The sequence below is a fragment of the Altericroceibacterium spongiae genome (assembly GCF_003610805.1).
GTDB classification, from domain to species: Bacteria; Pseudomonadota; Alphaproteobacteria; order Sphingomonadales; family Sphingomonadaceae; genus Altericroceibacterium; species Altericroceibacterium spongiae.
In genome coordinates, this window is sequence record NZ_RAPF01000013.1 from 22094 (window position 1) to 35478 (window position 13385).

General features: G+C 55.0%; 11 protein-coding genes. 5 read left to right on the plus strand and 6 right to left on the minus strand.

Annotation, left to right across the window (positions count from 1 at the left end; all coding sequences use genetic code 11):
• Positions 1-6 precede the first annotated feature (6 nt).
• Both D6851_RS16045 and araD1 read right to left on the minus strand, forming a co-directional pair.
• Positions 7-927, minus strand: a complete 921-nt coding sequence (locus D6851_RS16045; protein ID WP_120325923.1) for a Gfo/Idh/MocA family protein — start codon at positions 925-927, stop codon at positions 7-9.
• Positions 924-1901: an AraD1 family protein gene (araD1, locus tag D6851_RS16050; protein ID WP_147395509.1), complete on the minus strand. Its 978-nt coding sequence runs from the start codon at positions 1899-1901 to the stop codon at positions 924-926. The genes D6851_RS16045 and araD1 overlap by 4 nt, the downstream gene beginning before the upstream one ends.
• Before the next feature lie 237 nt (positions 1902-2138).
• Between araD1 and D6851_RS16055 the strand changes: the two genes are divergently transcribed.
• Together D6851_RS16055 and D6851_RS16060 are read left to right on the plus strand one after the other, a co-directional pair.
• The gene (locus D6851_RS16055; protein ID WP_120325925.1) at positions 2139-4979 is read left to right on the plus strand and encodes a TonB-dependent receptor; all 2841 of its coding nucleotides are present in this window, start codon (positions 2139-2141) and stop codon (positions 4977-4979) included.
• Between the two features lies 1 nt (position 4980).
• Positions 4981-6045, plus strand: coding sequence for an arabinan endo-1,5-alpha-L-arabinosidase (locus tag D6851_RS16060; RefSeq protein WP_120325926.1), 1065 nt, complete (start codon positions 4981-4983; stop codon positions 6043-6045).
• 26 nt (positions 6046-6071) lie between these two features.
• On the opposite strand, the gene D6851_RS16065 is transcribed toward D6851_RS16060, so the two are convergent.
• Positions 6072-6854 (minus strand): FadR/GntR family transcriptional regulator, encoded by a 783-nt coding sequence (locus D6851_RS16065; protein ID WP_120325927.1) that lies wholly within the window; start codon positions 6852-6854, stop codon positions 6072-6074.
• A 148-nt stretch (positions 6855-7002) separates the two neighbouring features.
• The gene (locus tag D6851_RS16070) at positions 7003-8574 is read right to left on the minus strand and encodes an aldehyde dehydrogenase (NADP(+)) (protein ID WP_120325928.1); all 1572 of its coding nucleotides are present in this window, start codon (positions 8572-8574) and stop codon (positions 7003-7005) included.
• A gap of 435 nt (positions 8575-9009) precedes the next feature.
• Here D6851_RS16070 and D6851_RS16075 point away from each other — a divergent pair, with 435 nt between their 5' ends.
• From D6851_RS16075 to D6851_RS16085, 3 genes are all read left to right on the plus strand, one after another.
• Entirely contained in the window at positions 9010-9378 is a 369-nt protein-coding gene (locus D6851_RS16075; protein ID WP_120325929.1) for a VanZ family protein, read from the plus strand.
• A 4-nt stretch (positions 9379-9382) separates the two neighbouring features.
• Positions 9383-10228, plus strand: a complete 846-nt coding sequence (locus D6851_RS16080; RefSeq protein WP_120325930.1) for an undecaprenyl-diphosphate phosphatase — start codon at positions 9383-9385, stop codon at positions 10226-10228.
• Positions 10229-10351: 123 nt separating this feature from the next.
• Positions 10352-11518, plus strand: coding sequence for a nucleotide sugar dehydrogenase (locus tag D6851_RS16085; RefSeq protein WP_120325931.1), 1167 nt, complete (start codon positions 10352-10354; stop codon positions 11516-11518).
• Between the two features lie 39 nt (positions 11519-11557).
• Here D6851_RS16085 and D6851_RS16090 read toward each other — a convergent pair whose 3' ends face one another.
• Positions 11558-12097 carry a response regulator transcription factor gene (locus D6851_RS16090; protein ID WP_120325932.1) on the minus strand — a complete coding sequence of 180 codons (540 nt, stop codon included), beginning with the start codon at positions 12095-12097 and terminating at the stop codon, positions 11558-11560.
• Positions 12090-13352 carry an ATP-binding protein gene (locus D6851_RS16095; protein WP_210210381.1) on the minus strand — a complete coding sequence of 421 codons (1263 nt, stop codon included), beginning with the start codon at positions 13350-13352 and terminating at the stop codon, positions 12090-12092. The genes D6851_RS16090 and D6851_RS16095 overlap by 8 nt, the downstream gene beginning before the upstream one ends.
• Positions 13353-13385: the final 33 nt, after the last annotated feature.

A 13385-nucleotide genomic window follows, 5' to 3' on the forward strand; every position in this document is an offset into this window, starting at 1 on the left:
TTGCTCTTACCAGTTAAAAGCAGCCACCTGTTTGCGAGAGCCGAACAGAAAAGCATCGGCGACATGGCGGAACGGTGTCAGATCGGCGTCGCACTGGCGGGCGTCGACAAGACGGGCGAAATGGCGATAAAGCCGCGCATATTCAGGATCTTCGGGCAGCTCGACAGGCTCGCCGTCAATGGCCAGTTTGGAAGCGCCCATGGACAGTTTCAATTCGCCTTCAGCGCATTGAACGATGATATCCCAGCTCTGAGGCCCCTTCTGATCGAAGTCGAAGGCGACATCGACCGGGGCATCGCCCATGCGATATTCCAGATCAGCGGCGATCGGCGCTTCCCGGTTTTCCGGCACGCGCAATTCGGCAGACTGTAAATCAAGCGGTTCGGGCAGGATCGCCGTCAGCACGGACAGCGCATTGATGCCCGGATCGAACACACCGATACCTGGTTCCCAGATCCATTCCTGCCCCGGATGCCAGACGCGGACATCTTCCTTCCAGTTGCAGATAACTTTCTGGATGATTTTGCCCTTGAGCCAGTCCCGTGCCGGTTCCACACCAGCAGCCTCGCGTGAGTGCCAGGTGGCGTGGAGCACTTTACCGGCTGCTTCGGCGAGAGGCTGGAAGCGTGCGGCTTCGGCAATCGTGCCTGCCGGCGGCTTCTCGATCATCACATCGAGGCCGTGTGCAAGGGCTTCGCGAATGAGCTTGAGCCGTCCACGCGGGGGCGTACAGATGGAAATTGCCTGAATATCCGGCACCGCTTCCATCATCTCTGCGACAGAGGTGAAGCCCGGCACGCCTTCGGGCGGCTGATGGCGTGTGACAGCGGCAACCAGTTCGAACCGGTCGCTTTTGGCAATTGTCGGAATATGCTGATCGCGGGCGATCTTGCCGATCCCCGCCAATGCGATACGAATTTTGCTCACAGGGCTTTCACCGTCACCTTTTCCGCTTTTTCAACTTCCAGTGCATTGCGTAGCGGAATTGCAAAAGGCGGGGCGGAGATTTCGAATATATCGCCTTCCTTCGTCTCTATACCGTCGGCGAAAGAGAGGGTGGCAGTGCCGAAGAAATGGATATGCAGATCGCCCGGCCGGCGAAACAGCGGATATTTGAAGTGATGCGCTTCGAGATTGGCCAGGCTGTGCGACATATTGGCTTCGCCGGTAAGAAAGGGTTTTTCCCATAAAGTTTTGCCATCGCGGATGATCTTGCTCGATCCGCGAATGTCTTCCGGCAAGTCACCGAGCAATAGTTCCGCCCCAAGAGCCGCGTGACGCAATTTGGAATGGGCGAGCCAGAGATAATTGCCGCGTTCGGTGATATGATCGGAGAACTCGTTGGCCAGCGTATAGCCGAGCCGATGTGGTGTGCCGTCCGGGCCGATCAGATAGATACCGGCAATTTCCGGTTCTTCGCTGCCATCGAGTGCGAAAGAAGGAGAGGAAAGCGGCTGATCGGGACCGACAATGATCGACCCGTCACCCTTATAAAACCATTCGGGCTGGGCGCCTTCCTTGTCTTCGGCGGGTTTGCCGCCTTCCACACCCATCAGGAACATGCGCATGGAATCGGTCGCTTCGCCCGCCGAGGCGGCTTTGTGCATTTTGTCGCGCCCTTCGGCGGAGCCGAGATGTGTCAGACCGGTTCCGGTGACGATGCAATGGGCGGGATCATCATGACCGATCGGTGCCAGCAACTGGCCCTTCTGACGCAGGGCATCGAGATCGAGCGTATCGCCGGCTTTGTCGCTGGCGCATTCCGCCAGGGTGCGGCCCTCTGCAACAGCCAGATTCGCCAGATCGAGAATAGTGGTTACGCCCTGGACATGACGGGCCGTATCGCCGTCGATCAGGCCAACTTTACGGCCTTCGACGACCTTGAACTGAATAAGCTTCAAGCTTTCCTCCCAGTGGTAATAACTCAGACTATATCAGAACGATTTGGCGAATCAATCGCTGCAATACAGGATTTGTCTTATAAGCTGACCAGAGCGTAATCCCGCATTATACCTGACATAGAGCTCCTTAACCGTTGATTTCACAGCCTTGTTGCAAGACCCTCTTGCTCTTCCTTCTATGTCTGGCTAGATGTTGTCTGAGTAATAGATGGCATTAAGCCATTTTGGGGAGGAAACATGAAGAAGGCATCCAAATGGATTTTGGTGTCGTCGTCTGTTGGGGCACTCGCTTGTGCCGGCATGGCGACGCCTGTTGCAGCACAGTCGACCGGTTCGCAGGACACATCATCTCAGGACGTGAGCAATTCTGAGTTCGATGACAGCAATGCGATTGTTGTGACCGGTATTCGTGAATCGTTTCGTCAGGCGCTGGAAGTCAAACGCGAATCGCCGCAAGTTGTGGAATCGGTTGTCGCTGAAGATGTTGGCAAACTGCCCGACAATAATGTGATCGAAGCCCTTCAGCGTTTGAGCGGTGTTCAGGTGACCAATCGCGGAGCCGGTGAAACGAGCGGCTTGTCGATTCGCGGTTTGCCCGATGCGTTAACGACATGGAACGGTCGCAAGATCTTTACTGCATCGGGCACATCCTTTGCTTTGCAGGATATGCCGGCCAATCTGGTCAAACGTGTCGATGTTTATAAAACCCGTTCTGCGGGGCAGATTGAAACCGGTCTGGCTGGTCAGATCGATGTGCAGACACGCCGTCCGTTCGATTTCGATGGTTTTGCGATCTCGGCTGTGGCTCGCGGCATTTATGACGAGACATCCGATGAAGTGAACCCGAATGTCAGCGCCCTGATTTCGGATCGCTGGGATACGGATGCCGGAGAATTCGGTGCCCTGCTGAATATCAGCTATTCGCGTACCAAATATCGCGACATGAGTATTACGGCCGGAGCCGTTATACCTTTCGTAACAGAAAATCCGCCCGCCGGAACCGGTTACGACCCGCTTCAGCGCGTCTTTCCCGAGAGCGGCGCCTGGCAGCCCGGTCTTGAGACCGGTCTCCCTTATACACCGGGTTCGACTTTCAACCTGAATGGCGTGGAAACCCCCTATTACCTGTCACGTGATGCGGTTTTCGCCAATGATGTGCATGGGAAGCGGGAGCGCCCGGCCATCAATGCAGCGCTGCAATGGTCACCCAATCCGGATGCCACCTATACGTTCGAATTCTTCTATAACGGTTACCGTTCGACCACGATGAATTCGATGCATTTCAGTTTTGCTGATCAGTGGAAAGCTCTGGGTGCCAATCCCGGCAATACGTTCGAATTGTATGACGGAACCAATGTCATCAAATCGCGGACAGTCGGCAATGCTTTTGGTTTCAACAGTGGTGATTATTCGACCGGTAAAACGGATAGCTATGTTTATGCACTGAATGGCGACTGGAAGTTTGCCGACGAACGCGGCCATATCACGGCCGATCTCTCCTTCCAGGACAGCAAATACGAAACCGATTTTCTCGCAGCGCGTCTTAACCGGGAAGCGGATCAGATCTCGGTCGATTTCAATAATGGAGGTGGTCTGCCCGGATGGAGCTTCGGCGATAATTCCTTGCTGACGGATCCGGCAGCCTGGACGCTTGCCGAATTCTACGACAACGCCAACAGTTCGCACGGCAAGGCTTATACATTCCAGCTCGATGGCTCCTATGATTTCGACGGCGGGTTGTTGAAGACTGTTCGTTTCGGTGCTCGTGCCGACCGGCGAAAAGCTGCGGACTCTGTACGCGCACAGGATGCGCCGGTTCTCGGCCAGTCCTTGTCGACCTTGAGCGATGATGCCTATTATTTCACCGATGGCTTTTATAACGGACGTGCGGACGTCCCGGAAGACTGGATCAATGTCAGCGGTTACTGGCTGCATGACAATGCCGATGCCATGCGGGAACTCTATCGCGACAATGTCGATCCGGGTCTCGTCATGGGCGATAATCTCAGCCAGCTCGAAGTCTTCAATATCAATGAAGACACGCTCGCGGCCTATGCAGAAGCCGACTTCGAAAAATATATCGGCGATGTGCGGTTGTTCCTGCAAACCGGCGTTCGCTTCGTATCGGTCGATACGAGTTCTGTCTTCACGGACCGGTATAGCGGAGACACTTCTCTCGCCGCGACCAAGACGGATAAGTGGTTGCCCTCAGCGACTTTCATCGTCGATCCGACCGATAATCTGCGTTTCCGGTTCAATTTCGGCAGAACTTTGCGCCGCCCGGCCTTTGCCGATCTTAACCCCAATTTCAATCTGACCGGTGATCTCACCAATATCGGGCGAGGAACGGGAACGAGCGGAAATTCGGATCTCAATCCGACAATTTCGACCAATTACGACTTTTCGATCGAATGGTATTTCCAGCCCGGCAATGCGATCTATGCCACGGCATTCCGTCGTGAGATTGACGGGCTGGTGGTACCGATCACCTCGCTCTTCCAGATTCCGAATACCGGCCTCAATACCGATATGTTCACCATTACACGGCCTGAAAACGCCTCTGACGGTGTCCTGAAAGGTGTTGAACTCGGCTTCATTTACTTCCCCGAACTGCCCGGAATCCTTGATGGACTGGGCGCACAGGGAAGCATGACGATACTCGACAGCAGCCAGACGATACCACAGACCAATCAGGACGGTGAAATCGTCAGCGAAACGACCAGCGAGTTTTTCGGCGTCTCCGATGTGTCCTATAATATCACCGCAGCTTATGATCGCGGTCCGATCGGTTTGAGACTGTCTTATGTCTGGCGGAAGAACTTCCTCGACGCCAATGAAGCGCGTCTCTTCGCCAATCCGCTCGGTATCTGGCGCAAGCCGGAAAAAAGTCTCGACTTCCAGCTTACATATAGTCTGACCGATAATCTGGGCGTGACCTTCGATGCGGTGAATATCACCAATGAGAAGCAGCAAAGCTATTATCGCTTCGGGGAATATGGCGGGCCGGACCTGTATAATTTCGGTTCGACGCTGCTCAACCGGACCTTTGCGCTCGGCATTCGCTACAGTTTCGACTGATATGCCGGGTTTACGCACCCGCAGCCATTTCTCTCCAAGCGCTGCGGGTGCGCTTCTTTTCGGGGCTGCGCTTCTGTCAGGTTGCGCAGCCCCTTTTTCGTCATCCCTCGGGGAAACAGCTATCGGCGGTCTGCATGGCGATATTGCGCCGGTGCATGATCCGGCAATTCTTCAGGTTGACGGGCAATATGTGATGCTGGTGACGTCCCATAGGGGCAGCAAATACGCTTTCCTGCCGGTGCGCACATCGCACAATCTGCGAGAATGGTACTTTCAGGGGCCGGTTCTGAAACAACTGCCTGACTGGGCTGTGCAGGCGGTTCCCGGTGTCAGTGGGATCTGGGCGCCCGATATCCGGATGGTCGATGGCCAGACACGGCTTTATTATTCTTTATCCCGCTTCGGCAAAAACCGGTCGACTATCGGTTTACTGACAAATGATGCTTTCGATCCAAAGCGACCGGACAAGGGGTGGCAGGATCGCGGCCCAATTATCAGCTCATCACCGGACGATGATTTTAATGCGATAGACCCTAATCTGCTGGTCGATGAAACGGGGCGCCACTGGCTGACCTTCGGCAGTTTCTGGTCGGGCATCAAACTGATCGAACTCGATCCCGCGACCGGACTGGTCTTGCCCGATGCGCCGCTCCATGCGCTGGCCCGACGGGGAGGGGAAGGAGCGATCGAAGCGCCTTTTCTGTTCCACCACGATCACTATTATTATCTGTTCGCCAGCTTTGACCGTTGCTGCCGCGGCGTGAAGAGCAGTTATAATGTACGCGTCGGCCGGTCACGCTCTGTGACCGGACCTTATAGAGATCGTGACGGGCGGGATATGATGCAAGGTGGCGGAAGCCTTGTGTTAAGCGCCGATCTGGAACCTGACCGGCGTTTCAAAGGGCCGGGCCATCAGGCCATTCTCCGGGATGGCGCGCGCGATCTCATCGTCTATCACGCCTATGATGCGCGCAACGATGGAGCGCCGACCTTACGCATACAGCGTCTTGACTGGAGTGAAGATGGCTGGCCGATTGCTCATCCGCTGGACAATCATCTTCCGTGATTCGTCTGAACGACGCAAGTGGCCGATCAGGCAATCGGCTTGCGGATCAGCGGATCGTTTTCCTTGCCCTGGGGGCGCGGTGAGCCTCCGCCTGAATGGGCCGTGTCGAGATAGGCTTTTTCGACCAGATCGGTCATGGCCTGATGGGCGGCTTCGCGATCCTGTGCTTTGACCGCGTTGAACACGCGTTGATGGTCGGGCACCGGATCGCGCCGCAGGGGGCTGTGCCGCTGTTTGAAGATCGTTGTCCAGGCGACTGCGGCCCCGACACCGCTGGTCAGTGTAACAAGGAAGGGGTTGTCGGCTGCATCGAGCAGAGCTTCATGGAATTTCTGATCGGCCGCGCGGCCTTCGGGCGTCGCCAGCGTATATTCGCTCATATCCGCCAGAGCCTGTTCCATAATATCGATATGGCTTTGCTTTCGCCGATAAGCTGCCAGAGCAGCAGCCTGCGGCTCCACGATCCGGCGCAGCTCGAACAGGCTGGAGAGCAAGGATTCGGGCGGTTCGAATTCGAAAATCCACGAAAGAACATCAGGATCGAGCAAATGCCATCTGGCGCGGTCAGTTACCTGGGTGCCACGTTTTGGCTTGGATTCCACCATCCCTTTGGCAGCGAGAATGCGGACAGCTTCCCGATAGGCGGTGCGCGAAACATTCAGCCTTTCGCTGGCTTCGATTTCACCGACCAGCACTTCGCCGGGTTGATAGGCCCCGGATACGATCTGAATCCCAAGTTTGCGGGCAATCGTGCCGTGGAGACGGAGGCCTTTGGAGCCGGTCTTTTCGGAAGAAGAGGAGTTGCGCATATTTCCTAGCTATCGATAACAGGCTGTCTGACAAGCGCAAGATCAGCCTGACGAGCATTCCCGCACCCCTTAATATAGTAAGGGCCTCTCCTTTCAGGGAGAGGCCCTTGCCGGACGGACATGTTTCAGCCCGCCGCTGGAGAGTTTCTTAGCTCTGATATTCGCCATTCACTCGCCGCGGTAGTTTCCACGGATTGGCAGATTTAAGCGCTGCGGGCAGCAGTGCATCGGGAATATCCTGATAGCAGACCGGACGCAGATAACGCTGCATGGCGAGCGTACCGACCGAAGTGGTTGCCGGAGCCGAGGTTGCGGGGAAGGGACCGCCATGAACCATGGCATGCGTCACTTCCACGCCGGTTGGCCAGCCATTGGCAAGTACGCGGCCGGCTTTTTCCTTCAGGATTGGGAGCACCTTTGCTGCCAGTGTCTCATCCGCATCGGTGAGATGCAGAGTGGCAGTAAGCTGCCCCTCAAGGCCTGAGAGAACCTTCAGCAATTCGGCTTCATCAGCGCAACGAATAATCAGCGATGCTGCCCCGAATACTTCCGCGCTCAGTGCTTCATCGGCCAGGAATGCTTCACCGCTTGTTTCGAAAATGGCAGAATCGGCCGAAGTCGGTGCTTCGGCAGGCTGGCTGCCACCCAGCTTGCGCACTTTATCATGGCTGGTAAGTTTGGATGTGCCTTCCGCAAAAGCTTTGCAGATACCTGCTGTCAGCATGGAAGCGGGCTGCGTGTCGGCCAGTGCCTTGATTGCGGCAGCTTCGAATGTGTCGAGTTCAGGGCTGTCCAATGCTACAACAAGGCCGGGATTGGTGCAGAACTGACCCGAACCCATCACCAGCGAGCCGATGAAGGCTGTGCCTAGTGCTGCGGCTTTTTCCGACATGGCATGAGGCATCAGAACCACGGGATTGATGGCGCTCATTTCGGCATAGACCGGGATCGGCACTTCACGTTTCTGAGCAATTTCCATCAATGCAAGGCCGCCGGCACGCGAGCCGGTGAAACCGACAGCAGTGATGTTAGGATCGGCCACCAGAGCGCCGCCGAGTTCGTGCGTAGTGCCCGGCAGATAGGAAAATACGCCGCCGGGAAGACCCTTATCGGCGACGGCTTTGGAAATGGCTTTGGCAATCAGCTCGCCGGTACCGGGATGGGCCGGATGTCCCTTGACGACAACCGGGCACCCTGCGGCAAAAGCCGAGGCCGTATCTCCGCCCGCGACGGAAAAAGCCAGCGGGAAGTTGGAAGCACCGAATACGGCCACCGGGCCATAGGCCACATTCATCAGGCGCAGGTCGGCGCGGGGAAGCGGTTTACGCTCCGGCAGAGCTTCATCGATGCGGATATTCAGCCAGTGTCCGTCGCGTACTTCGGAAGCGAACAGGCGGAGCTGCCCGCAAGTACGGCCGCGCTCGCCCTCAAGGCGGGCACGGGGCAGAGCGGTTTCAGCCATGCCGGTGACGATCAGTTCATCACCGATAGCTTCAATGGCGTCGGCTACCGCTTCGAGGAAAGAAGCGCGTTCGTCGGGAGAGAGGGTTCCGAAAATTTCAGCGGCTTCGGCAGCGGCGCTGCAGGCTTTGGCTACATCGTCTGTGGTCGCTTCCGAATAGCTGCCTTCCAGCTTTTCACCACTGGAGGGGCTGATTGCTTCGAATCGTGCGTCCGCCTGGCGGGTTTCACCGGCGATCAGAATGGCTCCGTCGGTCATTTTATCTCCTGCTATGGCTCTGCTGGTCAGAGTGATGTCAATTGGCTGTGCCAATATCGTATACTGGCTACGATTGTAACCCGGTAATGTGCCTCAAGGATAAACTCATACAAATAAGATTTAAAGGGGTGGGGTATGGATTGGCGAGAATTTAATTTCGTGCAAAAGCGACAAGACGGCCCGTATAGCCACAGCTTTTCTGAGAGACCGGATCGATATTGGGCTGCGCTGGTGATCGAACTTTGCCAGCGCGTGAGCAGGGCTTCTTCTCTGTCAATCTTGCAGTAAGGAAATTCCTGCAATTTGCCGTATAATCGATCCGGCCTATCATATTGCAGCATTGCACATGTCAGCGTGTTCATCTAATTGTTGCAATGCAGCATGGCCGACTGGTTTGCGCTGAATCTCGTCTGCGACCATAATTGAGTAACGCCCATGTCTCTGACCTCATTCCTGCGCATATTGCTTTGGCTGGCCATAGCGCTGGCTCTTTATCTTGCTTTGACGCCGGGCCCAATCGGACAGGCTATTGAGAGCGGCAAAATCCGTCATGCGATCGCATTTATGGTCCTGCCATGGATAACCATGATGGCCTATCCTTCGCTACGCCTACGGTGGATTGTTGTGCTTTACGCGATTTTTGGGGGAGTGATCGAGTTGGTCCAGGGGGCCATGCAGGCAGGGCGGCATGCTGAATGGGCGGACTGGTTTTTTGATCTCCTGTTTATTATGGCCGCTATTGTGATCGGGCTGATCGTCCGGCCTTTGTTCATTCACCAATCCAAAGCCGGGCGGGACCGCTGAATTTATGATTGCATCCTCAGAACAGTGGCTGGAAGCAGCCATTCTCGGTCTTGTACAGGGTCTGACTGAATTTCTTCCCATTTCTTCCAGCGCACATCTCCGGATTGTCGGCGCTTTTCTGCCTTCGGGTCAGGATCCGGGTGCGGCTTTTACAGCGATCACTCAGATCGGCACGGAAGCAGCAGTGTTGCTTTACTTTTGGAAGGATATCTGGCGGATTGCCTTTGCTTGGTTGCGCAGCTTCACCAAGCATAAGCGCCCGGAAGATGCCGAAGATGTGCGCATGGGCTGGCTGGTGATTATCGGAACATTGCCCATTTCCATTCTCGGCCTCACTTTCAAGGATGCGATCGAGACCAGCCTGCGCAATCTTTATATCACAGCAACCATGCTCATTCTTTTTGCAATTGTGCTGGGGCTGGCGGATAAATGGGGAGCGCGCCGGCGGCCTTTGAGCGAACTCACATGGCGTGACGGTATTATTTACGGTTTTGCGCAGGCGATGGCTTTGATTCCCGGCGTTTCCCGGTCGGGCGGCACAATCAGCGCTGGCCTGATTATGGGCTATACGCGCGAAGCGGCAGCGCGCTATTCTTTCCTGCTCGCTATACCGGCAGTGCTGGCATCAGGGTTTTATCAACTCGCCAAAAGCTGGAATGACTGGGGCCCGATCGGTCCCGGGCCGACCGCCCTTGCGACAGTGATCGCCTTTGTTGTCGGTTATTGGGTTATTGTGATTTTCCTGCGAATTGTATCGACACGCAGCTACTTCCCATTCGTCGCTTATCGTATCGTCGCCGGGCTAGGGTTGCTGGCACTGCTGTTGGGTGGTGTGATACCGCCGCAATAAATCAGATGAAATATGATGGCGGTTTAATAGCTTACTGAATATTGGAAACTGCGCTCATCCAACATGTCGGCTATGGTCTTCTAGTCGAGATGTTATTCGCGATAAGTGACGAGAAATTTAGATATGAAAATAGCAGTTGCCGGTTTAGGTTATGTGGGTCTGTCCAACGCGGTTCTACTAGCACAGAACAATCAGGTGACAGCGGTCGACATTAGCGAAGAGCGCGTCTCCAAAGTCAACCAGGGGAAATCCCCTATCGTTGACATGGATATTGAAGACTATCTGGCAACGCGCACGCTGGATCTGACGGCAACGCTGGATGCTGAAAGTGCTTATGTGGATGCTGATTTCGTCATTGTTGCTACGCCGACCAATTATGACGAGCAGAGCAATTATTTCGATACGTCCTCCGTCACAGAAGTCATCGCGCTGGTGCAGAAAGTCAACCCATCGGCGACTATCATTGTGAAATCGACCATACCGGTGGGTTTCGTCGAATCCGTTCGAGCTGAGTTCGGCACCGATAATGTTATATTCAGTCCCGAATTTTTGCGAGAAGGTAAGGCTCTTTACGATAATCTTCATCCGTCGCGGATTATTGTGGGCGAACAATCGGACCGGGCGAAAGTTTTCGCGGATCTGCTGCTTGAAGGGGCGGAAGAAAAAGATGTGCCGGTCATTTTCACCGGACCGCGCGAAGCTGAAGCGATCAAGCTGTTCGCCAACACATATCTTGCCATGCGTGTGGCGTATTTTAATGAGTTGGACAGCTATGCCATGGCGCATGGCATGGATTCACGCTCGATCATTGAAGCTGTCGGGCTCGATCCGCGGATTGGTACGCATTACAACAATCCCTCTTTCGGTTATGGTGGCTACTGTCTGCCGAAAGATACCAAGCAATTGCTGGCCAATTATTCCGAAGTGCCGCAGAATCTGATCCGGGCCATTGTTGATGCGAATAATACCCGTAAGGATTTTCTGGCCGACCGTATTATCGCGTTGGCGCCCAAAGTGGTCGGTGTTCATCGACTGGTGATGAAGTCGGGTTCGGATAATTTCCGCGAATCCTCAATTCAGGGTATTATGAAGCGGATCAAGGCCAAGGGTATCGAAGTCGTGGTTTATGAACCCGCACTCGATGCGGATGACTTTTTCAATTCCCGTGTGATTCGCGATCTGGATGAATTTAAGGCCGTATCCGATGTAATCGTCGCTAACCGTTGCACTTCCGATATAGAGGATGTGCGGGACAAAGTGTTTTCGCGCGACCTGTTCGGAGCCGACTGAAACAAGCGATGCCGGGTATATCGCGCCCGGCATCGCTGTTTATCGCAATTGCCGCTTTTCCAGCTTCCGGGCTAGAGTGCGACGATGCATGCCGAGGCGACGGGCAGTTTCTGAGACATTGAAGCCCGTTTCCATCAAGGTTTGATGGATATGTTCCCATTCGAGCGTTTTCAGGGAAGACTGGCGCCCCTGGACCTCAACCGATGTGTCGCCTTCTTCGTTACGCGAAAAAGCGGCTTCGATGTCGTCTGTGTTGGAAGGTTTTGCGAGATAATAATTTGCACCAAGTTTGATTGCCTCCACAGCGGTGGCGATGCTGGCATAGCCGGTCAGAACGACGATTTTCATCGTTTCGCTCTGTTCGCGTAAAGCCTGCACGCAGCTAAGCCCTGAAGACGCTTCCAGTTTCAGATCGACTACAGCGAAATCGGGTATATGCTGTTTCAGCAATTCGGCAAGCTGGTCATGGCTGCGTGCCTGAATGACATTATATCCGCGCCGCTCAAAAGAACGGCGCAGTGTGCGGGCGAAGGCTTCATCGTCTTCGATGATGGCGAGAAGTTTGTCTGTGTCACTCATCAACTTGCTTTGCACTCTTCTTTCCGGATCGATAGGCAATGGCATCGAGCGGCAGCGATATCCGCACTGTCGCACCACCTTCCGCGCGGTTTTCCGCACTCGCCTGGCCACCCATTTTCCGCAAGACATTTACCAGAAGAAACAGACCCAGTCCTCCACCGGGCTTGCCTTTGGTCGAGCGATAAGGCTGGCCGAAACTGTCAAGTATCTCGGATGAGAAACCCGGCCCTTCGTCACTGACCTCAAGGATCAGGGAATCCTCTTCCTGTCTGGCGCGAATCCCGACCCATTGGGGAGACACTTCCACTGCATTATCGATAATATTGCCGATAACCTGCCGCAAAGCCGGATCGGATACGATAGGCTGATCTTTGTCGATCTCATCATCGAATTCAAGAGCGCCGGGCATACGGTTATCACGCCACTCATTCACGATTTCCTGAAGGAATCCCCGCATGGTGGTCACTTGCGGTGCTTCGCCGCGCGCATCGCCGGCCGACATAAGAATTCCGCTGACAATGGTTTTGCACCGGGCGACCGAACGTTGCATCTCTTCCAGATCATCGCTCAATTCGGGATCGTCCGCGAGGCGCGGCATTCGTTTCCAGTCCCCGATCAGCACTGACATGAGCGAGAGCGGCGTGCCCAGTTCATGCGCTGCGCCAGAGGCGAGCAGCCCCATACGGACGATATGGTCTTCCTCAGCGGCGCGTTGGCGGATCGCGGCAAGTGTTGCATCTCGTTCGCGCAGATTGGCGGTCATCCGGCCAATAAAGATAACCAGCAAAACGGCGACCAGAAAAAAGCTGATAAAACTGCCTGTCAGATACAATGTCTGGGACGTATCTTCCAGATAGGGCGGCAGGCGAAGAGGCACTGAATGGAGATTGATGAGCACCATGGCCGAAAGCGCTGCACCTGCCACAACCCAGGAATAGCGCGGGGTGAGCAATGTCGCGCCAATCACCACCTGCAACAGGAAAAGTGAAGCGAAAGGATTCGCCCCGCCACCGCTATAGTGAAGCTGCCAGGCAAGCGCTGCGACATCCACCAGTAAAGCGACCATCAGTCCGCCATTGGATATAGAGGTCAGTTTACGCATCAGCGACCAGCTGATTGTATTATATATGGCGAGCAGGATGGGTACGATCAGCAGCGGAATGACAGGCAGTTTCACACCCATCAGGCAGACCACTGCAATTGTGCCTAGCTGACCGATAACCGCTATCCAGCGCAAATGGATCAGCAGACGCATATTGCGCCATCCGGCCCCTCTTGGAGGGGACGG

Excerpts from the sequence above, each read along its gene's own strand:
- D6851_RS16060 (WP_120325926.1), top strand. The coding sequence starts at position 4,981 with ATGCCGGGTTTACGCACCCGCAGCCATTTCTCTCCAAGCGCTGCGGGT.
- D6851_RS16095 (WP_210210381.1), bottom strand. The coding sequence starts at position 13,352 with ATGCGTCTGCTGATCCATTTGCGCTGGATAGCGGTTATCGGTCAGCTA.
- D6851_RS16085 (WP_120325931.1), top strand. The coding sequence starts at position 10,352 with ATGAAAATAGCAGTTGCCGGTTTAGGTTATGTGGGTCTGTCCAACGCG.
- D6851_RS16055 (WP_120325925.1), top strand. The coding sequence starts at position 2,139 with ATGAAGAAGGCATCCAAATGGATTTTGGTGTCGTCGTCTGTTGGGGCA.
- D6851_RS16075 (WP_120325929.1), top strand. The coding sequence starts at position 9,010 with ATGTCTCTGACCTCATTCCTGCGCATATTGCTTTGGCTGGCCATAGCG.
- D6851_RS16090 (WP_120325932.1), bottom strand. The coding sequence starts at position 12,097 with ATGAGTGACACAGACAAACTTCTCGCCATCATCGAAGACGATGAAGCC.
- D6851_RS16070 (WP_120325928.1), bottom strand. The coding sequence starts at position 8,574 with ATGACCGACGGAGCCATTCTGATCGCCGGTGAAACCCGCCAGGCGGAC.
- D6851_RS16080 (WP_120325930.1), top strand. The coding sequence starts at position 9,383 with ATGATTGCATCCTCAGAACAGTGGCTGGAAGCAGCCATTCTCGGTCTT.
- D6851_RS16065 (WP_120325927.1), bottom strand. The coding sequence starts at position 6,854 with ATGCGCAACTCCTCTTCTTCCGAAAAGACCGGCTCCAAAGGCCTCCGT.